The organism is Hydrogenophaga sp. NFH-34 (assembly GCF_021401345.1).
Taxonomy (GTDB): Bacteria; Pseudomonadota; Gammaproteobacteria; order Burkholderiales; family Burkholderiaceae_C; genus Hydrogenophaga; species Hydrogenophaga electricum.
On the sequence record NZ_JACBGE010000003.1, the window covers coordinates 1 to 19,937 of the forward strand.

Consider the following 19,937-nt stretch of genomic DNA (forward strand, 5'->3'; position numbering starts at 1 on the left):
CCGCTGTCGCGGACCTGCTTGTTGATCGGGGATAGTGTTCACGAGTCCACCAAGAGTTGAAGTGGACTCGAGGCTCCTATGAACCGCCTCGGCTTTCAAGATGGGCTGACTGGACGCTCACGCCCGAACTGCATAGTCGATAAAACCAGGCACCCCCCCAGCATCAGAAAGCGCGGACAAATGCAGTACCGACATCGCTCTGCTCGCACCCAAGTAAAAGAGCGAGAGTCCACGCCTCTTATCTCTCACTCCAACGGCCTCCCCACTAAATAAAACAGCATCACTCACATCAATTAGATACACCTCATCAAATTGAAGTCCAGCGACAAATTCAGGCATTGACAGGACAAATCTAACCCCTCGGCTAGGGATTAAAGTTATATCCTCCCTAGATTCAACCGGAATAAATAGGTCGCGATGCTGCCCTGCCAGTAAATATCTCTTGAAGTTATCATAATCACAGGAAAGAACAGCAACAGAACGCCCACTTTTGCGCTTCTTTGCACTTAGAGACGCCTCTGGGAAAATAGAATCATACTGGGATCTCAGATCATTAAACAGCCTCACATCAGGCACCGGACCTGAGGGCAACTTACTCTCTTGACTGTAACTAGGCCAATCCTCTTGCAAATTTAGAGTTGGAGCAAATTCATCGACGGCACGAAGCAAGCTATTGATCTGCGGAGTATATCGAAACACCTCATTAAGATCGAAATTCTCCATTCCATCAAGACCCCTTTGCCAAGACCTAAGTCCTTGCCCAACTCGTCGAACATCCTGTTTAGTATCTTCCGCCATCACCACAACGGGGCGCGAACTAGGATCTCGCTGCAAAGAGGTGATCAACATCCGCTCCATACGATTCAAAAGATGCAATTCATCAACAAAAATCACATCAAACCCAGAGACACCCCTAGTCAACTCCCAAGCATTTGAATCGAGAAATCGATCAAAATCCGAAACCAACTGGTCCATACTAATAGCTTCAGCCTCCCGCATCTCCTTACGGAATCTGGCATGAAGGTCAATCATAACCCTCCGTTCATCCATTGCTCCAAGCTGAAGTCGCCAAGCTTCGCGCGCAGCCTTCGAGATGTATTCGGTTCTTTTTTGTGCCGATCTTGCAACCCCTTCGGGCTCAAGAACACAAGCAAATTCGTTAAGAACTTCATATAGAAATTGAGCACCCCCCTCTCTCTGTGCAGCGGCCGCCTCCATCAGTTCGACAAACGCATTTGAGCAACCACCCTTGCGAGCAATCCAATCAGTTGCAACATAGTCCTTTACAACACTTTCAAGAAGCTCATACTGCATTTCCCTACCTTGACGACCATCAAGAGATAGAGGAACCACCCCCCTTAGCTCGGTACCAAGGGTGTCATATGCAAGTGAATATAGAGTCCCGATATATAGCAAAGAGCCGTCGCCAGCAATTTCTGATGTTTTTTCATCGCCAATCATTGTTCGGACCATCGACTGAACGACTTCAACTGTGGCTTGACTATGAGTTAGAAATCCGTATCTTGTACTCCTCTTTGCAGCTTTATCTAACTCAAGTTGCCGCAGCGTCTTAACAACCATGGCAACGGTTTTTCCACTCCCTCCTGGCCCTCGAACACGGATACTTCTGCTCAACGGAAAGTCGACAAACTTGCGTTGGGTTTCCGTGAGCTTTGATTCATACCACACATCCAAAGAAGGCCCCAAACCCAAGGATCTATTCGTAGCCTCGAGATCGAACGCGCCATCATCAAACCCTCGGGGAATGTTTTTTGGCAGATCTTTCAAAACACCGGCAAGGCAACTCAGAATGGCTGTTTCAGGCGGGACCTTTGGCAATCGATCCATGAGGTCGACATCATCATCGATGACACCGTAAGAAACACCAATAATTTTCGCAAACTTCTTGCGATCAAACAGAACTCTTGCCCTCTCACCCTTAGCACGCGGACTCGACTGGATGCTAATTAAACTATCCGAATTAAAAGACCTCCAAAGCGAAGGAATTGAGGTTGATTGATCCACATTTGCTTGAACCAATCTCAACACTCTATTGAACGCCTCTACTTTCCTAGCAGCTGCCAATCCCTCGAACAGTCCGGAGTCAGTAAGAGCAAATGCAGCACAATACGACTCATTGACTGCCACAGCCTCATCTGGCGTCCACACAATTAACGACCCATCACCCATCCGGAAAGATGGCAATGGAAGAAGGGAAGGCAATAGCGAATCAAACCACTCAGCCGGAGGCGGTCCATATATCTGAAAAAAACGACACGCTTCCAAAGTAACAAACGCATACTGAGTCATTTCAAAATCTCCATCATTGTTTTCACAATCGTTTCTTGCTCATCTTTAAAACTATCAGTCAAACCAATTCTAGCAAAGTAGTTTGTCATCTTCTGAATCAAAGACTGAAGCAAAACGGGACGGCAGGTTGCCACTGGAATAAACATCCCTACCTCCTTTGCATCGAAACTTAACTCCACTTTAGACATCAGTTTTAGCGATTTAAACGGAACCACATGACCAAGAGTTTCAAACTCTCCCGGCAGGGCAGGCAAAATGTAATGATCAACTCGCGTTGACAGCAATCTCGATTGCAACTCTTTTTTAATTTTTTTGTTAATCCCATCTACTTTTCCAGAAAGCTGTAAATTATCGCACTTCAGCAGAAAATCGGAAAAATCAGTGGCACAGTCTACCGACGAAGACTCACGACGACTCAACCATTTCTTTATCGACTCAAGGAGATCTTTTTCATTCGAATGAATACCAGGCAAATCAATCGCCCATCTAGATGAATCACCATTAAGAATCCATTCATTCAAAACCTCATCAGACACCGAAGCAAAATTGGGTTGCTTGGCGACTGCAATTTCACGAGCCGACTGTAAGACTATCTTTTTAATTTCGATAAGAGCAGCGCCTCTTGCCGTATGGATTGCGAATTCCTCAATCGGAACAACATCAAGCACAAAGAACTCCTGATGTCCTTTTTCATCCGTAAGATCACAATCAGCACTAACGACCATTCTTCGATGCAGCTGGCTCTTCTCTTTTTTGCAAATGACTGTCCCTTGCCAAATAGTGGTTAGCTGTCCTCGATAAGGATCAATGCCAAACCTGTGTTTACGATCTTCCACAAAACAACCCTTCCTACTTAATGTCTTTAGTTCATGTTTGAGAGCTTGCTAGAGAAAGCTCCACCCCCTGCAAGACCAATCACCAACCGCTGCGTCGCCCGCGTTGCCCCCACATAGAACAGCCGCGCTTCCTCGCGCTCGTCTTCGCCCTCGGCGGGCATGCGCCCGGCGCCCACCAGCGCCACCACCGGGAACTCCAGCCCTTTGCTGACGTGCAGCGTCATCACCTTGATGCTGTCGTGCGCGGGGTCGAACACGCTGGACGAGTTGCGGCGCAGCTGGTGCGGCAGCTTGCGTTTGCGCAGGAATTCGGCGCACATGTCCATTTCGCTGTGGTGGCGGCAGAGGATGGCCATGTCGGCCCAGGCGTGGCCTTCGCGGTGGGCGGTGGCCAGCAGCTCGGCCACCTGGGCCACCTCTTCGCGCAGGGTGGGCAGACGCACGATGAGCGGCGCCTCGCCGTCGCGCCCGCAGCTCACGGGCTTGAGCAGGGGCACGCCGTCGTCGTCCTTGTCTTCGGCCGTGAGTAGATCAGCTGCAACAAGGCTCGCGGTCTGCAAGATTTGCCGCGTGTTGCGGTAGTTGATCTTGAGGATGGTGGTGCGCCCCTGCGCCTGTATGCCCACGCTCTTGAAGCTGAAGTTTTTGCTCTTCTGCGTGCGTTCGTAGATGCTCTGCGCGTCGTCGTACAGCACGAGCAGGCTGTTGGTGGCGGGGTCCACCATCTGCACCACCAGGCGCAGCCATTCGGGCGCGAAGTCGTGGCCTTCGTCGATGAGCACGGCCTGGTATTGGCCGCTGGGGATCTGGCGGCGGTCCACGCCGGTGATGACGCGCTGGACCATGTCGGCCATCTTGTCGGTTACGGGCTGGTTGTTGTCGGGCAGGCTTTGCCCGTAGGCCACCAGCTGGTCGCGACACCATTTGTGGAAGTGCACGGCGTGCACGCGGTCGGCGATGCCTTTGGCGCCCATCACGCGGGCAATCTGCCGGGCCAGCGGTTCGTTGTAGCAGAGGATGAGGATGGGTTTGCTGGCCCCCTCTGCCTGTGACTTCTGCGCCTTGGCCAGGTGTTCGGCGCGGTAGCCCAGCAGCATGGTCTTGCCCGACCCGGCCACGCCGTGGATGACGCGGTGCCCATCGCCCAGGCTGCGGGCCAGCTGTTCCTGCTGCAGGTCCATCACGCGCATGATGCTGGGCAGTTCGGCGGCTTCGTCGCTGTCGTCAAACAGCTGGTCCTGCACCTGCACGCGCACCTCGGGGAACATGATCCAGCGCACCCGGTCCATCTGCGGCAGCGACATGACGCCGCCCATCATGAAGGGGAACATGTCCCACAGCCGGCTTTGCAGCGCCTCGGGCTCCACCTGTTCGCCCATCTCGTCCTGGCAGATGACGCGGTGCGGTTCGATGGCGTGGGCGAGTTCGGCTTTGTCGAACTGCGCGCGGGTGATGTTGGGCAGCACCACGCCGTAGCTCCACGGAAAGGCCAGCTTGCCCTGGTGCCGGCCTTCAGGCTGCACCAGCTGCGGGTCGCGCTCCAGCGCGTGGACCACCTGGTGCGCGTACTGCCGGGCCTGCTCCAGCGGGTTGGGAATGGTCTTGGGGCCGAGCTCGCCGTGGATGTCCCAGGTCTGCTTGTTGGCCTGGATGAGAGTTGAGAGCCGGAAGTCCTTGACCTCCAGGATCAGGATGCCCCGGCGCGGGTGCATCACCACAAAGTCCGGGTGCTGGTGCTTGGGGCCGACGGCCACGTCGTACCAGAGCAGGTAGTCGGCGTCGAGCTTCTGTTCAAGCCGCTCGGCGGTGCGGCGTTCGCCGGGCGTCATGCGTGCAACGCAACTGCCCAGGGCGGGTATCAGTGTGGCCATCTGACTTGTGTGTATTTGTTTCCCTGGGCGGCATGATGCACCAACTCGCAGGAAACACAGCCGCACTCGCTGTCAACAGTGCCCATCGGTACACTCGCGCCCATGCACCCCGCCATCACCCAACACCGCGCGTCCATCGCGGCCATCTGCCAGCGCTACGGCATCCGCCGGCTGGAGGTGTTTGGCTCGGCCGCGCGGGGCGACGACTTTGTGGCCGAGAGCAGCGACGCGGACTTTCTGGTGGAGTTCGCGGCGGACGCATCACCCGACCTTCGCAGCTTCTACGGCGCCAAGGCAGAGCTTGAGCAGTTGCTGGGCCGGGGTGTGGACCTGGTAGAGCCGGGCGCGGTGCGCAACCCCTACGTGCTGGCCAGCATCAACCGCCACCGCGAGCCTGTGTATGCAGCGTGACCCGCGCCTTCCTGTGAGATGTGCGCGAGGCGGCGCAAGCGATCCAGTCGTTCACGACGGGTCTGGACGTCAAGGGTTACGTCAGCAATGAGCTGGTGCAGGCGGCGGTCGAGCGCAAGTTCGAGGTGATCGGTGAAGCGCTCAACCAGTTGGCGAAGTTGGACTCTGCGATGGCCGCCCGCATCCCGGACGTCCCGCAGATCGTGGCCTTTCGCAACCAGCTGATCCACGGGTACGCAACGGTCAACCCGGACACGGTGTGGAACATCGTGCAGTACGCGCTGCCGGGACTGCTGGCGGCGGTGCAGCGCTTGTTGGACGATTTGGCATAAGCGGGTGAGCCTTACCAGCGTACCTGCTGAGAGAGTCCGAACAGGCCCAATAAATGTCAAGCATATTTGACATTTATTGGCTCCGGTGCTCCACTCCAGCCCATGAACCTCGCAGACATCGGCCAACTCGTGCAAGCCCGCCGTGAGGCGCTGGGCCTTTCGCAGGCGCGGCTGGCGCGGCTGGCCGGGTTGTCGCGCGCGACCATCAACCAGCTGGAAAACGGCTCTCTGGTGGACCTCGGCGCGGCCAAGCTGTTGGCGCTGCTGAACCTGCTGGGCATGGATCTGGCCGCGCAGCAAAAGACGCCCCAAGTGCACGCGCTGGCCTTGCTGAGCCAGACGGCCAGCGTGAGCTACAGGCAGGCGCTGTCGCCGGGCGCGCTGGCCGATGCGCTGGTGGCCGGTGACCTGCCCCCGGCGCTGGTGCCGCAGGTGGCGACGCTGCTGGACGAAGCACCTTTGCCACTGATCGTGGCCGGTGTGGCGGAAGCGGCCGAACGCACCCACACGCCGCCCAAGACGCTCTGGAAGCACTTGGCGGCTTGGGCACAGGCGCTGCAGTCGCCACGGGCCGCCTGGTCATGAATGGCAGCAAAGGTGTCATCGACATGAACCCGTCCAACCCACCCAAGAAGCCGACCGTGGTGGTCATTGCCGGCCCGAACGGTGCCGGCAAGTCGACCGCTGCGCCGTTTTTGCTCAAGGGCGCCCTGGGCGTGTTGGAGTTCGTGAACGCCGACCAGATCGCGGTGGGGCTGTCGGCGTATGCGCCTGAGACGGTGTCGTTCGAGGCGGGGCGCATCATGCTGCGGCGTTTGCACGAGCTGGCGCAATCGGGCAGCAGCTTCGCGTTCGAGAGCACGCTGTCGAGCCGCAGCTTCGCGAAGTTCCTGCGCGACTGCAAGGCCACCGACTATCAGGTGGTCTTGTTTTACGTGACGCTGCCCACCTCCGATCTGGCGGTGCAACGGGTGGCACTTCGCGTGAAGCAAGGCGGGCACAACATTCCGACTGACGACATTCACCGCCGCTTCCGACGCAGCCTGAGCAACCTGTTCGAGCTGTATTTGCCGCTTTCTGATCGCTGGTCGGTGCTGGATAATGCGAGCGGTCGCCTGGAAACCATTGCGTCCGGAACACCGCGCCGCACCTCTGTGAAAGACTCTGAAAAATGGCTTCTGCTTCGGTCCATCGCCCCATGAAATCCAAGCAAGCATCCCAGGCCACAAATGAGCAGGCGCGCATCGATGCAGCGCTCAAGCAAGCAGCTGCGCATGCACGCAAGCAACTGGCCGCACAGGGCCTGAAGTTGCCGACCCAAGGCTGGAAGCGCGGAACCATCAGCAACCCCGTGGTCTGACCCGCCCTCGGCGGGCATGCGCCCGGCGCCGACCAGCGCCACCACCGGGAACTCCAGCCCTTTGCTGACGTGCCCTTGCGTTTGCGTCGGTACACTCGCGCCCATGCACCCCGCCATTGCCCAACACCGCGCGTCTATCGCGGCCATCTGCCAGCGCTACGGCATTCGCCGGCTGGAGGTGTTTGGCTCGGCCGCGCGGGGCGATGACTTTGTGGCCGAGACCAGCGACGCGGACTTTCTGGTCGAGTTCGCGGCCGACGCCCGGCCGGACCTGCGCAGCTTCTACGGCGCCAAGGCCGAGCTGGAGCAGTTGCTGGGCCGGGGTGTGGACCTGGTGGAACCCGGCGCGGTGCGTAACCCCTACGTGCTCGCCAGCATCAACCGCCATCGCGAGCCCGTGTATGCAGCGTGACCCGCGAGTCTTCCTGTGGGATGTGCGCGAGGCGGCGCAGGCGATCCAGTCGTTCACGGCGGGTCTGGACGTGAAGGGCTATGTCGGCAACGAGCTGGTGCAAGCGGCGGTGGAGCGCAAGTTCGAGGTGATCGGCGAGGCGCTCAACCAGTTGGCGAAGCTGGATGCGGCGCATGATCCTCAGCCGCACGCCCGAGCAGCAGGCCGCGCTGCTGGCGGTGGCCACGGAAGGTGACTACCGGCGCCCGACCTGCGCGAGCTGCGGCGTGAAGATGGTGGAACGCACGCCGAAGAACGGCGGCTCGGCATTCTGGGGTTGCGTGCATTCCCCGCGCTGCAGAGCGACGCTGTCGATGCGCTCTGCGCCCCCCTGACGCACCAGCACCAGCACCAGCACCAGCACCAGCACCAGCACCAGCCCCTGCGCCCATGCCTCGCCGCCCCCACCACCACGTTTACGTCATCGAGCTGCACCCGGACGTGCTGCAGGAACGCAGGTTCCGCCAGTGCAATCCGGGTTATGTCGAGGGCAAGCCGTGTGTGTACGTGGGCATGACGGGGCTCGACCCGGATGTGCGCTTTGACAAGCACAAGGCGGGCATCCAGGCCAACGCCTACGCCATGAAGTACGGCCTGCGGCTGCTGCCCGACCTGTACGAGGGCTTCAACCCGATGAGCTATGAGGCGGCGCAGCAGCGCGAAATCGAGATCGGCATCGATCTGCGCTCGGCCGGGTTCGGGGTGTGGCAAGCGTGAGGGCGCGGCGCGTGCGTCCATCACCTCTTCTCTGAGCACGTAATCGTGGACCTGCGCGAAGCGGATGCTGCTGCGCTTCGCCGGTGCGACCGGGCTTTCCGGGCTGGTGCGTGCCCAAGAAGAACAGTTGTGGGTGTAACCCCAGGTTTCGTTGGCCTTGAGCAGGCTGTCGAGTTTGGCCACCTGCTCCGGGGTTAGCCGGTAGTAGCGGCTCGCGGCCGGCGTATCGCCATCCTCCATCCCGGTCCGGATATCGCTACCGTCTCCGTTGTCTTCCACGTTGGGATGTGCATCGGGCCAGAGACCGTAGCGGGTGGTTTTGCCGTCGCGGGTGACAGAGATCCAGGCATGCCCAGCGTCAAAGCCATAGGGATCACCAGTTTCGGGATCCATCTGCCCTTTACGAACGTTGCTATGAACGCCCAGGATGACGTCTTCTGACATGGTTCCGACCTCCCCTCGAAACGGCTATCAACAATGACGTTCAGCGCGAAAGCGGTACCACTTCCAGCACATCACCCTGCCCCTGGATCATCACGGTCTCGCCTTGGTAGGGCAGTACCACGCCGTAGGTAAAGCGGTCGGGCGAGCCTGGCACCGGCTGCGCCGGGCTCATGGCGGTGCAATGCGCGTTCACCAGACAGCTCTTGATCGTGACCCAGAGGGTTTTGCCATCGCTGCGGTAGTCCGCGCCCACGTACTTCTTCGCACTGGACACCAACGGGCGGAAACTCAGCCGCACCTGTGCGTCACCGGCAGGGCGGAGCTGGATATGCCAGGCCTGGACGAGAGAGGACGTGGTGTTGGTATTCATGGCGTCCTTGGCGTTGGGGGTTCCGGAACAGGCCGTCCCGGTGAGCAGGAGCAGGCAAAAGGAAAGGCCACCGAGCCAACGTCGGCGAACCTGGGAAGAAAGATACGGTGTCATGGAACCTCCTTGATGCAATCCTGCGGCAGGAAGAGGGAGACCATGATGGCGAGTCAACGGCCCGGCAAATGCTCGCGGGTCGTGCCTTCTTGACCCTCCCCCGGGCATTTTTTGGCGGAGTATAGCCAGCCGCTGGCCGTATCCGCAGCGGCGTGGCGGTTTCAAGGGTAGATTCACTCTGTTCCGTTCGCCAAGTGCTGGCGAACACGCTTGCCACCATCCATCTGTCGCACCATGCTCGCCAACCTCACCCCCTTCCTCCTCCACTGGGCCATCACCGCTTTCGCGCTGTGGGTGGCCAGCCATGTGTTCAAGGGGCTGCGTTTCGGCAGCACGGGTGCGCTGGTGGTGGCGGCCCTGCTGCTGGGGCTGGCCAATGCGGTGGTGCGGCCGCTGCTGGTGCTGCTCACGCTGCCGCTGACGCTGATCACCTTCGGGCTGTTCCTGCTGGTGATCAACGCGCTGGTGCTGATGCTGGTGGCCAAGCTGGTGAACGGTTTTCACCTCGACGGTTTCTGGACCGCGTTCTGGGCCAGCATCTTCATGGCGTTGCTGAGTCTGGTGCTGGGCGCTTTCGTGCTGGGCGGCACGCCCGAATTCACCATCCAGACAGACCCCGCGCCAGGGCAGCTCTGGTTGTGAGGGAGCGGCGGCGCAACCTGCGGGCGCGCCTCATTCCATCCAGTCGAACAGGTCGGTCAGCACACCGAACAGCCAGGCGGCAAAGCCTGCGGCCATGAGGGCGATGAGGGACATTGCCAACAGTGTCCAGGTCATGGAAGTCTCCTCGGGGTGAAAAGGGGTTGAAGGAATGCGGGGCGGCGCAGGCCACTCAGCGCGGGGTTGTGGGGTCGGGGTCGATTTCGACTTCGATCTCGCGAATCACGCCGCCACCTTCGACGCTGCCACTGGCCTGCCCTTCACCCTGGGCCATGCGCTCGCACAGGGCGCGGTCGATCACATCCTTGTGCACGGTGCAGCGCAGCAGCGCGTTGCGTTGCCACTGGGCGGCGTCGCCTTCCTGGCCGGTCAGGGTGCCGCGCAAGGCTTCCTGGCGGGCGGCGCCGGCGTCGCGCAGACAGGCGTGGCGGCTGTCGGGGTCGGCCACGCTGGCGCAGGCCTGCCGTTCGCGCTGGTAACGTGCATCGATACCGGCCCGGTCGCCGGCGGCCAGTGCGGAAGCCATCGGCGCGGCCACCACCAGGGCGGCAATGAGGGGGGCGATTCTGGGGGTCATGGGATGCTCCTCTGAAGCGGGCCGCGAGGCCCTGGCCTGACATGGGTTCATGGTAGGCAGGCCCCCGGCGCGGCGGCATCCGACAGCGCCGCCACCGCATGTAGGACGGCCCCTACAGGCGCAGCGCCGTGGCAGGCAGTGTGCGCGTCAAAGGGGCAGCACGGCGTGCACGGTGGTGCCGCGCCCGGGCGCGGAGCGGATGCCCACGTCGCCGCCGCTGGCGCGGATGCGAAAGCGCATGCCCTGCAGGCCGTGCCCGCCCCGCCCGGCCACGGTCGAGGGGTCGAACCCCTGGCCGTCGTCTTCCACCGTCACCGTCACCTGCTCGCCCTCGCGCTGCAGCACCACGCGCACCTGGCGGGCTTGCGCGTACTTGGCCACGTTGGTGAGCGCCTCCTGCACCAGGCGGTACACGGCGAGCGAACGTTCGGGAGACAGCACCACATCGTCAAGCTGGACGTCGACGGCCACTTCGGCACGCTGCGCAAACTCGGCGCACTGGATCTGCAGCGTGCGTTTGAGCCCCAGGTTCGACAGCGACGAAGGGCGCAGGTCCTCGATGATGCGCCGCTTGAGCGCGATGCCGGCGTCGAGCGATTCGCGCAGGTGTTCGACGAGTTGCTGCTTGGTGCCGGTCTCGTCCTGGATGCGCTTGCGGATGCGCGCCAGGTCGAGCTTGGCCGCGGTGAGCAGCCCCCCCAGTTCGTCGTGCAGTTCGCGCGCCAGGCGGGCGCGCTCGTCTTCGCGCACGCGCTCCATGTGGCGCGCCAGCTCGATGGTTTCTTCGGTGCGGCGGCTGACCTCTTCGTCCAGCCGGTCGCGTTCGGCGTGCAGTTGCAGCATGTAGACGCGGCGCTCACGTTCGCGGTGGCGGCTCAGGTGCATGAGCGCCACCGCACCCCCGATGCACAGCAGCACCAGCAGCCAGATGCCGGCGCGGCTCCACAGCAGCACGGAGCTGCGGCTGTGGTTGTAGGCGACCGAGCGGGCCGCTTCCTGCCGGATGATCTGGTCGGTCAGGTCGTTGAGCTGGGCCATCATCTCGCGCCCGAGGTCGGTGAGCGTGAGTTCGATCGCGCCATCGCGGTCGCCCGCGTCGAAGCGCTGCAGCACGGTCTGCATTTCCGAATGTTTGCGGCGGGCCAGTTCCACCAGTTGCAGCAGCGTGTCGCGCTGCTCGGGCACCTCGGCGGCCAGGTGCTCGGCGTTGCCCATCATCTGCAGCAGCGACCGCTCCTGCTCGTGGTAAGGCTTGAGATAGTCGGGCCGGCCAGTGAGCATGTAGCCGCGGCTGGCGCTCTCCATGGACAGCAGGGTGCGGCGCAGGCCGTCGACCACCATCTGGGTGCCGATGCTGGATTCGCGGTTGTCGCTGATGTCCTGGAGGCGGTAGAAGCCCGCTTCGCTGATCACCAGCACCATCACGGCCAGCGACACGGCCACCGGGCCGATGAAACGGCCCGACACCCACTTGGTCAAACGCTCCAGATTCAACGCCATGCACCCCCCTTATACTGAATCGATCCGTTCACGCACCCGCACCCCATGATCCGCATCGGCATCGTTGACGACCACACCATCGTTCGCACCGGCCTGAGCCAGTTCATCACCGAGCACGTGGATTTGCGCGTGGCCGCCGAAGGCGCCAACGGCAAGGACGCGCTCGAGATCGCCCGCAGCGGCGACGTCGACGTGCTGGTGATGGACCTGTCCATGCCGGACCAGAGCGGCGTGGACGCGCTGGCCGCCATCCGCGTGCGCTGCCCCGATCTGCCGGTGCTCATCCTCAGCGGTTTCCCCGAGACGCACTACGCCACCACGCTGCTGCGCCAGGGCGCCAGCGGCTACCTCAACAAGGAGTGCGATCCGTCGGAGATCGTCACCGCCATCCGCACCGTGGCCCGCGGGCGGCGTTACATAACGCCCCAGGTGGCCGAGCTGCTGGCCGACGGGGTGCTGGGCAACGCCGAGAAGCTGCCGCACGAAAGCCTGAGCGAGCGTGAACTGCAGGTGTTCCTGCGCCTGGCCAAGGGCGAGACCGTCGGCCACATCGCCGAACAGATGTTCCTCAGCGTCAAGACGGTAAGCACCTACCGGTCGCGCGTGCTGGAAAAGCTGGCGCTCGGCTCCAACAGCGACCTGACCTACTACGCGCTCAAGAACGGCCTGATCCAGTGACCGGGGCGGCGGTGGCCGCAGCGGTCGCGCGGCCATCGGCAAGTGCTGGGTCACCACCACCGGCTCAGTCGGTGGCCATGTCGTTGCAGTAGTCGACCAGCGCGTCGATGTCGCGCGACTTGTCGAACACCTGATCGGCGCCCAGCGCCAGGCACTCGGCACGGATGTCGGGTGTGGCGTAGTTGGTCAGCACCACGGGCCGGATCGGCCAGTCGTGCCGGGACACATGGCGCAGCACGTCGAGCCCGGAGCCGCCGCGCAGGAAGATGTCGACGATCACCAGATCGCACCGGCCTTCGTTCACCAGCGCTTCAAGCCGCTCCTGGGCCTCGGCCGCCGATTCCGCGTGGCCCACCACCTCGACCGGCGCCAGGTCTTCCAGGGCAGCAACGAGGTTGGCGCGGATCACCGCACTGTCCTCGACAAGAAAGGTTTTGAGTTTCGGCATCGCTGGGCTCGGATCGCCCACCGACATCGCCTGGGCAACCGGCGGATTCGGGGGCGCGCCCATTCTAGGTGCGGAAGCCGGCAGCGCCTGTAGGACTTGTCTGACAGCGCGATGCACCGGCCCGGCCCCACCGGGCGCATGCAGCGCCGGGCGGAGCCCAGGCCGGCGGCGGTGCGCGGCCTCAGTTCTGCAGAATGATGTCGTTCTTGACATCCTTGACCCCGTGGATCGTGCGGGCCACGTCTTCGGCGCGGGCGCGTTCGCCGCCGCTCTTGGCAAAACCAGCCAGTTGCACCACGCCGTTGAGCGTTTCGACCTTGATGGCCAAAGCGCTCACCGTCGGGTCTTCGGCGAACTTGGCTTTCACGCGGGTGGTGAGCGTGGCGTCGTCGATGTAGGCCCCCACGGTCTGCTGATCGCGGGCGACCGCGCAGCCGGCGGTGGTGACCACAGCGGCCACGGCGAGGGTGGCGGCCATGACGAGGCGGGAAGGTTGCAGCGTTTTCATGGTGTTCTCCTGGGCTTTCGGTTCGTTGAAGGTCTGCCTCAGCGGCAGTGACTTCACTGTAGAAAACCCGGCCCGTGCGGCGTATCGGCCAGCAGCGCAACGCCGTGTCAGACAGCGCTGACACGGCCGGCTTCAGAAACCTTTCAACCCCGGGGCGAATGGCCCCGCAGCATTCGCACAGAACGGGACATCAATGCGGGGCATCAGTGCGTAGCATCAATGCGTGGCGCCAGCGGCCAGCCCGGGCGGCGCACCGTCCGGGACCGTGAGCGCACAACGCACCGCGATGCGCAGGCCACGCACCATGTCGTCCAGCGCCATGTGGGGCGCGCCCTGTTGCGGCAACCAGGGCACGTGAATAAACCCACCCGGGGTGTGGCGCAGCGCCGGCGTGCTGGCCAGCGCGTGCATGAGCCCGAAGAACACGTGGTTGCAGACAAAGGTGCCGGCCGTCTGCGACACCTCGGCCGGCAGCCCCGCCTGTTGCAGCGCGGTCAGCATGGCCTTGATCGGCAGCCCGCTGAAGTAGGCCGCTGGCGCCCCCGGCACCACGGGCCGGTCCACCGGCCGGGCGCCCGCGTTGTCGGCAATGGGCGCATCGTCCACGTTGATGGCCACACGCTCCAGCGACAGCGCGGCTCGGCCGCCAGCCTGACCCACAGCAATCACCAGCGCCGGCTGGTGGCGCTGCAACAATCCTTCAAGCACCTGCACAGCCTCGCCAAACACCGTGGGCAACTGCGCCGCGACGACCCGGTGCCCGGCCACCTGCCGACCGTGCAAAGCGAGCACCACCTGCCAGCTCGGGTTGATAGAGGCGCCAGCGAAGGGGGCGAAGCCGGTGAGCAGAACCTGCGGCTGTCGCGGCGACAGCGCAAGCATGGGCGAAGGTTCGCGAGCAGGCATCGGGGCACTGTAGCGCAGCCTCAAGCAAACCCTCCGGCGCCATCTCACACGCATATCGTCAACTTTTTCACCAAACCGACCGGCTCCATCGCCCGCTGGCTCCTCGGCCGATTACCCTTGCAGGGCGCAGGGTTGTACCACCCGCTGGCGCAGTCTTGAAACCCAGGGAGTGATGAACATGATGATGAAAGATGCCGGCCGGTTGGCCATGGCAGCCGGTGCTGCCGGCGTGTGGATGGTGCTTGCCGGGTGCGCTGCGGCGCCCACACTGACACCCCAAGCGCGAAACCACTACGACCAGACCCAGCAACAGGTGGCCCAGGCCGGGGCGGCCCTGCTGGTCGAAACCTGTCTGTACCGCCTGGAAGTGGGCACCAGCCACGTCTACCCCGCCTTGAGCGAAGCCGGCGCCACCCGCTTGGCCCAGGCCGTCTCGAAGACGTTGACCGAAAAGGGGGTGAAGGTGGTCTCGACCCAAACCCCGTTCGTCTGCTCCGTCCTGGAGCCGGACTACCTGCAGACCCTCACCCAGGTCGACAAGCCGGGCGGTGAACAGAAGCCCATCACCAGCTACCCGCTCAAAAACACGGGGACCGCCCTACCGGCCGATCAGGAAACCACCACGCTGGGACTGCTGAAAAAGCTGCGCGCGCTGGCCCCCACGCGCGATGTTGCTGCCGACACCGAGGTGAAGGCGATGGCGCTGGACATCACCCCGGAAGAGGCAAGCGCGCTGGCCCGGCAATTCGGCGCCCCGTACCTGTGGGTCGTGGACATCCAGGAGCAAGACGTGTCCATGGGCCGCAGCATCAGCATGGTGGCCCTGACCTCTACCCTGACCCTTGGCCTCACGGGCGGCGCCTTTGCCTCCTGGAGCACCAACGAAGACGCCGTCGGCAACATGGTGGCGCTGATCGACCTGACCCGGCGTGAAGTGCTCTGGAAGAAGCAGTCCAGCGCGGTGGCACGGGGCCTGGTGGATTTCGAGCGACCGGTGGGCACCGAGGAACAGGCCCGCGTTGGCGCTGCGGTGCTGCTGCAGCCCTTCTACCCGCTGCCTGTGGCGGAAACAACCTCGGCCACGACACCGCCCCCGGCGGCCACCACCGCCGCTAAGTAGGCGCCTGGGCTGCGCCAGCGGCCTCGCCCGGCTGGCGCAGACGATCCGCGACCACAAAGCCCAGCACCGCCTGCACCGCCGCCGCCTGCGCGGCCACGCATTGTTCGGGCGTGGTCCGGGGGCTGTCGGGGTAGACCTCGGTGGTGGTGGCGTAGCGGGCGCCGGTCAGGCCCGCGCACAGCCCCAGGGCCGTGAACGGGTAGCGGATGACGCCGGGCGCCACCGCCGGTGAGCCGATGATTTCGCCGCGCGCGTCCGCAGGGGCGATGTGCGTCACCTGTGCCACCGCCTCGATGATCGCCTGCTGAAAGGCCGGCTGCGGGTTCGCGGCATCGTCCACCAGGTAGAACCCGTCAGGGATGCTGCCGGGCACAAAGGGCTGGCCATCGCGGGCGGCCAGGGCCGGGCGGAATTCGCTCTCGTCGGTGTCGGTGGTTTCGTGCAGGTCGATGTGGGCGCTGAACTGCCCACGCCACGGTGCCACCAGCCGCATCAGCGCGGCCGCTTCCGGCGCCGGGCTGGGTTCGCGGAAGGCGCGGTTGGGGTCCACCGCGTCGGCATTCCAGCGCTGGATGCGTTCGTAGCCCCAGGGGCTGACGCAGGGCACCACCAGCAGGTTGACGCGGCCGGCCCAGGCCTCGGCCTGGTGGTCGAGGACATGCAGCGCGCCGCGCACCCCGCTGGTTTCGTAGCCGTGCACGCCACCAGTGACCAGCACGCCCGGCAAACCGGGTTGCCAGGTGCCGACGCGCACGGCCATCAGCGGGTACCGGTCGTCGCCCACCACCAGCTCACCGTAGCGGAACGCGTCGAACGGCGCAGGCAGCCGCGCCAGCGGCGCGAGCACATCGTCGGCATGGCTGCGCTGGCGCACCTGGCGCGCACGCCAGCGGGCGATCTCGGCCGGCCCCCAGGGCTGGCCCGGGGTGCCAATGGAGTCGGCAAAGGGTGTGGGCATGGGTGGCACTGTAGCCCCACCGCCCAGGCGCGGCCGCCTGGACAGGGCGATCCGCGTGCCCGCAGTGTGGTGGCTGCCGCCCTCTGCGGGCGACAATCGGCGCATGAATTTTGCCGAACGCCTCCAGTCCCTGCCCGCCGTCGACCACCTGGCGGCACTCGACCTGCTCAGCCCCGAGGGCACGGTGGTCGCCACCATCGAGAACAAGCCCGGCCAGGCCGGATCGCTGGCGGTGTACCACGCGCTGGCGGCCCAGCACGGCGGTGCCATCACGCCCGAGGCCGCGGCACGGGGCCTGCAGTGGTACGCCGAGCACACCGCCGACGCGCTGGCGCACCCAGGCAAGCACCCCAACATCGACCGCCTGCGCGTCTGGTCGCAAGGGGCGTTGACCCACGGCGTGCGCCTGCGCCCCCGCGCTGGATGAAAACCCGTCGCTGGCACAGCGGGTGGGCCTGTGGGAACATGCAGCCATGAGCACGCCCTCCACCCCGGACACCCTGCCCACCATCCACGGCTACCACGCCCACGTCTATTTCAACGCCGAGACGCTTGCCCAGGCCCGGGCGCTGTGCGAAGCGGCTGCGGCGCGTTTCCCGCTGAAGATGGGGCGGGTGCATGAAAAGCCGGTGGGCCCGCACCCGGACTGGAGCTGCCAGCTCGCGTTCAAGGCCGCGCTGTTCGGCGAGGTGATTCCCTGGCTGGCGCTCAACCGCCGCGGGCTGGTGGTGTTCATCCACCCGATCACCGGGCAGGACCTGATCGATCACCGTGACCGCGCGCTGTGGATGGGTGCCGTGCGTCCGCTGGACCTGAGCGTGCTGCCCGAGACCTCGGTCGACTACGACCTCTGACCGGCATCCTCCCTGCGGTTCACCGACATCCCGGGCGTCAGGCCGGGGGCGCCGGGCCGGTCCCCTCCGCTTCGCCAGCCTCCGCCACGGGCACCCGCCCGGTGAGCGCGGCCAGCCGCGCGTGCGCGGAGGTATCGCGCGCCAGCCGGAGGTTGCGCCGGGCGCTCAGGTAGTGGTGGCTGAAGACGTCGAACCAGGCGTCGAGCAGCTCGGCCGCAGCGCCCTCGCCCGCCAGTTCGAGACACAGGGCCGCCACTTCGGCGGTGCAGAAATGGTCTTCCCGCGCCGAGCGCCGCAGGCGGTAGCGCGAGAGCTGGCCTGGCTGCAGGCTGAGCACCGGCAGGCCATCGAGGTAGGGGCTCTTGCGGAACATCTTGCGCGCTTCCGACCAGGTGCCGTCGAGCAGAACGAACAGCGGACGACGGCCTCCGGGTGCCTGAACCGGCACGGAAGCGACCACCCGCGCCGGTTCGACAAACTCGCCGGGAAACACCACGTAGGGCTGCCACTGCGGGTCGACCAGCAGGGCCAGCAGCGCGGGATCGACCTGGGTGCGTTGCCAGGCAAAGGCCCAGGTGTCGGGCACCACGTCGGCGATCAGCCAGCCGGTGTTGCTGGGCTTGAGCATTTCGATGTCGCCCATGAGCAGACACACCCCGGCCCGCGCGGCCGCCCGCGGCTGCAGGTCGCACACGCACCAGGCGTGCGGCAGGCGGCAGCCACCGCAGCGCCCACCGGCGCCGCCACGGGCCACGAAGGGTTTGGAACTGGCGGCCAGGCGGGCGGCACGCAAACGGGCGACGGCGTGGCTCATGCGGCAAAGAGGTTCATGGGCAGCGATGGGAGCGGCCGGCAAGGCCGCACAAAACCCGCCATTGTTCCGCATCCGGCCGACCGCGCCTTGCCCCCACCCGGCGCTTGCCCGCGACGGCGACGGGGCTGCCGCAAAACCGGCACACTGACAGGCCCACCGCCTCCTGCTTTGTCTGCCCGCCGTGACCACGACCCCGCCGCTCTTCGCCTTCGACAACCGCTACGCCCGCGAGCTGGACGGGCTTTTCGCCCCCTGGCAACCGGCTGCCGTGCCCGCGCCACGCTGGCTGCGGCTGAACCACGCGCTGGCCGACGAGTTGGGACTGGACGCGCAAGCCCTGGCCTCGGACACAGGCTTGGCCGTGTTCGCTGGCAACCAGGTGCCCGACGGCGCGCAACCGCTGGCCCAGGCCTACGCCGGCCACCAGTTCGGCGGTTTTTCGCCCCAGCTTGGCGATGGCCGCGCCCTGCTGCTGGGCGAGGTGATCGACCGCCAGGGCCAACGCCGCGACATCGCGCTCAAAGGCTCGGGCCGCACGCCGTTTTCGCGCGGCGGTGACGGCAAGGCCGCCGTGGGCCCCGTGCTGCGCGAATACGTGATCAGCGAGGCCATGCACGCGCTCGGCCTGCCCACCACCCGCACACTGGCGGCCGTGGCCACGGGCGAGACCATCCGCCGCGACCGCGCGCTGCCCGGCGCCGTGCTCACCCGCGTGGCCGCCAGCCACATCCGCGTGGGCACCTTCCAGTTCTTCGCCGCGCGCCAGGACACCGACAAGCTGCGCCGCCTGGCCGACCACACCATCGCCCGCCACGACCCGGCGCTGGCCGGCCGCAGCGACCGCGACCTTCAACTGCTGCTCGCGGTGATCGACCGGCAAGCGCGGCTGGTGGCGCAGTGGATGGGCGTGGGCTTCATCCACGGCGTGATGAACACCGACAACACCACGGTCTCGGGCGAAACCATCGATTACGGGCCCTGCGCCTTCCTCGAAGCCTACGACCCGGCCACCGTGTTCAGCTCCATCGACCACCACGGCCGCTACGCCTTCGGCAACCAGCCGGGCATCGCGCACTGGAACCTGGCCCGCCTGGCCGAGGCCCTGCTGCCGCTGCTGCCGGGCGACACCGATGCCGCCGTGGCGCAGTTGACCGAAGCGCTCGACACCTTCGGCACGCGCTTCGATGTGCACTGGCTGGCGGTGCACCGCGCCAAGCTCGGGCTGGAGGCCGGCGCCGACGACCGTGACCGCGACGATCACGCCCTGGCCACCGACTACCTCGGCCTGCTGCAGCGCCACCGGGTCGACTTCACGCTCGGCTGGCGCCGGCTGTCCGATACCCTGCGCGGCCAGCCCGGCGCGCTGCAGGCGCTGTTCGGCCCGGCCGGCGCCGACGACCTCACGGTCTGGCTGGCGCACTGGCGCACGCGCCTGCAGCAGCAGGACACGGCGGACGACGCCGTCGCCGACCGCATGGACCGCCACAACCCGATCCACATTCCGCGCAACCACCTGGTCGAAGCCGCGCTCCAGGCGGCCACCGATGCGCAGGACCTGCAGCCCTTTGAACAACTGCTCGCCGCGGTCACCCATCCTTGGGACGAATCCGCGGCCGACGCCTTGTACGCGCGACCGGCCCGCCCCGAACAGCAGGCCGGCTACCAGACGTTCTGCGGTACCTGAACATCGCGGCCACG

General features: G+C 64.5%; 26 protein-coding genes. 14 read left to right on the top strand and 12 right to left on the bottom strand.

The window, feature by feature from the left end; genetic code table 11:
• Positions 1–117: 117 nt before the first annotated feature.
• From L0977_RS03400 to L0977_RS03410, 3 genes are read right to left on the bottom strand one after another with little or no spacing between them, the layout of a single operon-like run.
• Positions 118–2,310: a UvrD-helicase domain-containing protein gene (locus tag L0977_RS03400; RefSeq protein ID WP_234263307.1), complete on the bottom strand. Its 2,193-nt coding sequence runs from the start codon at positions 2,308–2,310 to the stop codon at positions 118–120.
• Positions 2,307–3,146, bottom strand: a complete 840-nt coding sequence (locus L0977_RS03405) for a hypothetical protein (RefSeq protein WP_234263308.1) — start codon at positions 3,144–3,146, stop codon at positions 2,307–2,309. Before L0977_RS03405 ends, L0977_RS03400 begins: the two co-directional genes overlap by 4 nt.
• 26 nt (positions 3,147–3,172) lie before the next feature.
• Complete coding sequence (locus L0977_RS03410) at positions 3,173–5,017, bottom strand: 3'-5' exonuclease (protein ID WP_234263309.1); 1,845 nt, start codon at positions 5,015–5,017, stop codon at positions 3,173–3,175.
• Positions 5,018–5,119: 102 nt separating this feature from the next.
• Here L0977_RS03410 and L0977_RS03415 point away from each other — a divergent pair, with 102 nt between their 5' ends.
• The 7 genes from L0977_RS03415 (at position 5,120) to L0977_RS03445 (ending at position 7,767) form a co-directional block, all read left to right on the top strand.
• Entirely contained in the window at positions 5,120–5,428 is a 309-nt protein-coding gene (locus L0977_RS03415; RefSeq protein WP_234263310.1) for a nucleotidyltransferase family protein, read from the top strand.
• A gap of 20 nt (positions 5,429–5,448) precedes the next feature.
• A complete protein-coding gene (locus L0977_RS03420) occupies positions 5,449–5,760 on the top strand; it encodes a HepT-like ribonuclease domain-containing protein (RefSeq protein ID WP_234263311.1) in 312 nt (103 codons plus the stop codon).
• Between the two features lie 102 nt (positions 5,761–5,862).
• Positions 5,863–6,345: a helix-turn-helix transcriptional regulator gene (locus tag L0977_RS03425; protein ID WP_234263312.1), complete on the top strand. Its 483-nt coding sequence runs from the start codon at positions 5,863–5,865 to the stop codon at positions 6,343–6,345.
• Positions 6,346–6,368: 23 nt separating this feature from the next.
• Positions 6,369–6,962, top strand: coding sequence for a zeta toxin family protein (locus tag L0977_RS03430; RefSeq protein ID WP_234263313.1), 594 nt, complete (start codon positions 6,369–6,371; stop codon positions 6,960–6,962).
• A complete protein-coding gene (locus L0977_RS03435; protein ID WP_234263314.1) occupies positions 6,959–7,120 on the top strand; it encodes a hypothetical protein in 162 nt (53 codons plus the stop codon). Before L0977_RS03430 ends, L0977_RS03435 begins: the two co-directional genes overlap by 4 nt.
• 103 nt (positions 7,121–7,223) lie before the next feature.
• Positions 7,224–7,532: a nucleotidyltransferase family protein gene (locus tag L0977_RS03440; RefSeq protein ID WP_234263315.1), complete on the top strand. Its 309-nt coding sequence runs from the start codon at positions 7,224–7,226 to the stop codon at positions 7,530–7,532.
• Positions 7,522–7,767 (top strand): HepT-like ribonuclease domain-containing protein, encoded by a 246-nt coding sequence (locus L0977_RS03445; RefSeq protein ID WP_234263316.1) that lies wholly within the window; start codon positions 7,522–7,524, stop codon positions 7,765–7,767. The genes L0977_RS03440 and L0977_RS03445 overlap by 11 nt, the downstream gene beginning before the upstream one ends.
• Here the strand turns inward: L0977_RS03445 and L0977_RS25525 are convergent, their stop codons facing one another.
• Positions 7,768–7,947, bottom strand: coding sequence for a hypothetical protein (locus tag L0977_RS25525; protein ID WP_326491045.1), 180 nt, complete (start codon positions 7,945–7,947; stop codon positions 7,768–7,770). It lies immediately after the preceding gene.
• A 14-nt stretch (positions 7,948–7,961) separates the two neighbouring features.
• Here L0977_RS25525 and L0977_RS03455 point away from each other — a divergent pair, with 14 nt between their 5' ends.
• On the top strand, positions 7,962–8,288 hold the full coding sequence (locus L0977_RS03455) for a hypothetical protein (protein ID WP_234263317.1): 327 nt from the start codon (positions 7,962–7,964) through the stop codon (positions 8,286–8,288).
• A gap of 484 nt (positions 8,289–8,772) precedes the next feature.
• On the opposite strand, the gene L0977_RS03460 is transcribed toward L0977_RS03455, so the two are convergent.
• Entirely contained in the window at positions 8,773–9,102 is a 330-nt protein-coding gene (locus L0977_RS03460) for a hypothetical protein (protein ID WP_234263318.1), read from the bottom strand.
• A gap of 348 nt (positions 9,103–9,450) precedes the next feature.
• Between L0977_RS03460 and L0977_RS03465 the strand changes: the two genes are divergently transcribed.
• Positions 9,451–9,858 carry a phage holin family protein gene (locus tag L0977_RS03465; RefSeq protein WP_234263632.1) on the top strand — a complete coding sequence of 136 codons (408 nt, stop codon included), beginning with the start codon at positions 9,451–9,453 and terminating at the stop codon, positions 9,856–9,858.
• A gap of 190 nt (positions 9,859–10,048) precedes the next feature.
• Here L0977_RS03465 and L0977_RS03470 read toward each other — a convergent pair whose 3' ends face one another.
• Together L0977_RS03470 and L0977_RS03475 are read right to left on the bottom strand one after the other, a co-directional pair.
• Positions 10,049–10,453, bottom strand: a complete 405-nt coding sequence (locus L0977_RS03470; RefSeq protein ID WP_234263319.1) for a hypothetical protein — start codon at positions 10,451–10,453, stop codon at positions 10,049–10,051.
• 147 nt (positions 10,454–10,600) lie between these two features.
• Positions 10,601–11,953: a CHASE3 domain-containing protein gene (locus L0977_RS03475; RefSeq protein ID WP_234263320.1), complete on the bottom strand. Its 1,353-nt coding sequence runs from the start codon at positions 11,951–11,953 to the stop codon at positions 10,601–10,603.
• A 45-nt stretch (positions 11,954–11,998) separates the two neighbouring features.
• On the opposite strand from L0977_RS03475, the gene L0977_RS03480 reads away from it, so the two are divergent.
• Entirely contained in the window at positions 11,999–12,631 is a 633-nt protein-coding gene (locus L0977_RS03480) for a response regulator (protein ID WP_234263321.1), read from the top strand.
• Positions 12,632–12,695: 64 nt separating this feature from the next.
• On the opposite strand, the gene L0977_RS03485 is transcribed toward L0977_RS03480, so the two are convergent.
• The 3 genes from L0977_RS03485 to pcp form a co-directional block, all read right to left on the bottom strand.
• The gene (locus tag L0977_RS03485) at positions 12,696–13,079 is read right to left on the bottom strand and encodes a response regulator (protein ID WP_234263322.1); all 384 of its coding nucleotides are present in this window, start codon (positions 13,077–13,079) and stop codon (positions 12,696–12,698) included.
• Positions 13,080–13,260: 181 nt separating this feature from the next.
• Positions 13,261–13,587 (bottom strand): BON domain-containing protein, encoded by a 327-nt coding sequence (locus L0977_RS03490; RefSeq protein ID WP_234263323.1) that lies wholly within the window; start codon positions 13,585–13,587, stop codon positions 13,261–13,263.
• 216 nt (positions 13,588–13,803) lie between these two features.
• On the bottom strand, positions 13,804–14,469 hold the full coding sequence (gene pcp, locus L0977_RS03495) for a pyroglutamyl-peptidase I (RefSeq protein ID WP_234263324.1): 666 nt from the start codon (positions 14,467–14,469) through the stop codon (positions 13,804–13,806).
• A gap of 202 nt (positions 14,470–14,671) precedes the next feature.
• On the opposite strand from pcp, the gene L0977_RS03500 reads away from it, so the two are divergent.
• A complete protein-coding gene (locus tag L0977_RS03500; RefSeq protein ID WP_234263325.1) occupies positions 14,672–15,613 on the top strand; it encodes a hypothetical protein in 942 nt (313 codons plus the stop codon).
• Here the strand turns inward: L0977_RS03500 and L0977_RS03505 are convergent.
• Positions 15,606–16,571: a M14 family metallopeptidase gene (locus tag L0977_RS03505; protein WP_234263326.1), complete on the bottom strand. Its 966-nt coding sequence runs from the start codon at positions 16,569–16,571 to the stop codon at positions 15,606–15,608. The two genes, L0977_RS03500 and L0977_RS03505, sit on opposite strands and share 8 nt — an antisense overlap.
• Before the next feature lie 103 nt (positions 16,572–16,674).
• On the opposite strand from L0977_RS03505, the gene L0977_RS03510 reads away from it, so the two are divergent.
• Positions 16,675–16,998, top strand: a complete 324-nt coding sequence (locus L0977_RS03510; RefSeq protein ID WP_234263327.1) for a DUF2322 family protein — start codon at positions 16,675–16,677, stop codon at positions 16,996–16,998.
• A 46-nt stretch (positions 16,999–17,044) separates the two neighbouring features.
• Positions 17,045–17,425 (top strand): DOPA 4,5-dioxygenase family protein, encoded by a 381-nt coding sequence (locus tag L0977_RS03515; RefSeq protein WP_234263328.1) that lies wholly within the window; start codon positions 17,045–17,047, stop codon positions 17,423–17,425.
• 37 nt (positions 17,426–17,462) lie between these two features.
• Here L0977_RS03515 and L0977_RS03520 read toward each other — a convergent pair whose 3' ends face one another.
• Positions 17,463–18,239 (bottom strand): tRNA-uridine aminocarboxypropyltransferase, encoded by a 777-nt coding sequence (locus L0977_RS03520; protein ID WP_234263329.1) that lies wholly within the window; start codon positions 18,237–18,239, stop codon positions 17,463–17,465.
• 181 nt (positions 18,240–18,420) lie between these two features.
• Here L0977_RS03520 and L0977_RS03525 point away from each other — a divergent pair, with 181 nt between their 5' ends.
• Entirely contained in the window at positions 18,421–19,923 is a 1,503-nt protein-coding gene (locus L0977_RS03525) for a protein adenylyltransferase SelO (RefSeq protein ID WP_234263330.1), read from the top strand.
• The last annotated feature ends 14 nt before the right edge of the window (positions 19,924–19,937 follow it).

What these genes read in the sequence shown, in the direction of transcription:
- L0977_RS03400 (WP_234263307.1), bottom strand. Translation starts at nt 2,310, where the DNA reads ATGACTCAGTATGCGTTTGTTACTTTGGAAGCGTGTCGTTTTTTTCAG.
- L0977_RS03410 (WP_234263309.1), bottom strand. Translation starts at nt 5,017, where the DNA reads ATGGCCACACTGATACCCGCCCTGGGCAGTTGCGTTGCACGCATGACG.
- L0977_RS03415 (WP_234263310.1), top strand. Translation starts at nt 5,120, where the DNA reads ATGCACCCCGCCATCACCCAACACCGCGCGTCCATCGCGGCCATCTGC.
- L0977_RS03425 (WP_234263312.1), top strand. Translation starts at nt 5,863, where the DNA reads ATGAACCTCGCAGACATCGGCCAACTCGTGCAAGCCCGCCGTGAGGCG.
- L0977_RS03430 (WP_234263313.1), top strand. Translation starts at nt 6,369, where the DNA reads ATGAACCCGTCCAACCCACCCAAGAAGCCGACCGTGGTGGTCATTGCC.
- L0977_RS03435 (WP_234263314.1), top strand. Translation starts at nt 6,959, where the DNA reads ATGAAATCCAAGCAAGCATCCCAGGCCACAAATGAGCAGGCGCGCATC.
- L0977_RS03440 (WP_234263315.1), top strand. Translation starts at nt 7,224, where the DNA reads ATGCACCCCGCCATTGCCCAACACCGCGCGTCTATCGCGGCCATCTGC.
- L0977_RS03445 (WP_234263316.1), top strand. Translation starts at nt 7,522, where the DNA reads ATGCAGCGTGACCCGCGAGTCTTCCTGTGGGATGTGCGCGAGGCGGCG.
- L0977_RS03455 (WP_234263317.1), top strand. Translation starts at nt 7,962, where the DNA reads ATGCCTCGCCGCCCCCACCACCACGTTTACGTCATCGAGCTGCACCCG.
- L0977_RS03460 (WP_234263318.1), bottom strand. Translation starts at nt 9,102, where the DNA reads ATGAATACCAACACCACGTCCTCTCTCGTCCAGGCCTGGCATATCCAG.
- L0977_RS03465 (WP_234263632.1), top strand. Translation starts at nt 9,451, where the DNA reads ATGCTCGCCAACCTCACCCCCTTCCTCCTCCACTGGGCCATCACCGCT.
- L0977_RS03470 (WP_234263319.1), bottom strand. Translation starts at nt 10,453, where the DNA reads ATGACCCCCAGAATCGCCCCCCTCATTGCCGCCCTGGTGGTGGCCGCG.
- L0977_RS03475 (WP_234263320.1), bottom strand. Translation starts at nt 11,953, where the DNA reads ATGGCGTTGAATCTGGAGCGTTTGACCAAGTGGGTGTCGGGCCGTTTC.
- L0977_RS03480 (WP_234263321.1), top strand. Translation starts at nt 11,999, where the DNA reads ATGATCCGCATCGGCATCGTTGACGACCACACCATCGTTCGCACCGGC.
- L0977_RS03485 (WP_234263322.1), bottom strand. Translation starts at nt 13,079, where the DNA reads ATGCCGAAACTCAAAACCTTTCTTGTCGAGGACAGTGCGGTGATCCGC.
- L0977_RS03490 (WP_234263323.1), bottom strand. Translation starts at nt 13,587, where the DNA reads ATGAAAACGCTGCAACCTTCCCGCCTCGTCATGGCCGCCACCCTCGCC.
- pcp (WP_234263324.1), bottom strand. Translation starts at nt 14,469, where the DNA reads ATGCTTGCGCTGTCGCCGCGACAGCCGCAGGTTCTGCTCACCGGCTTC.
- L0977_RS03500 (WP_234263325.1), top strand. Translation starts at nt 14,672, where the DNA reads ATGATGATGAAAGATGCCGGCCGGTTGGCCATGGCAGCCGGTGCTGCC.
- L0977_RS03505 (WP_234263326.1), bottom strand. Translation starts at nt 16,571, where the DNA reads ATGCCCACACCCTTTGCCGACTCCATTGGCACCCCGGGCCAGCCCTGG.
- L0977_RS03510 (WP_234263327.1), top strand. Translation starts at nt 16,675, where the DNA reads ATGAATTTTGCCGAACGCCTCCAGTCCCTGCCCGCCGTCGACCACCTG.
- L0977_RS03515 (WP_234263328.1), top strand. Translation starts at nt 17,045, where the DNA reads ATGAGCACGCCCTCCACCCCGGACACCCTGCCCACCATCCACGGCTAC.
- L0977_RS03520 (WP_234263329.1), bottom strand. Translation starts at nt 18,239, where the DNA reads ATGAGCCACGCCGTCGCCCGTTTGCGTGCCGCCCGCCTGGCCGCCAGT.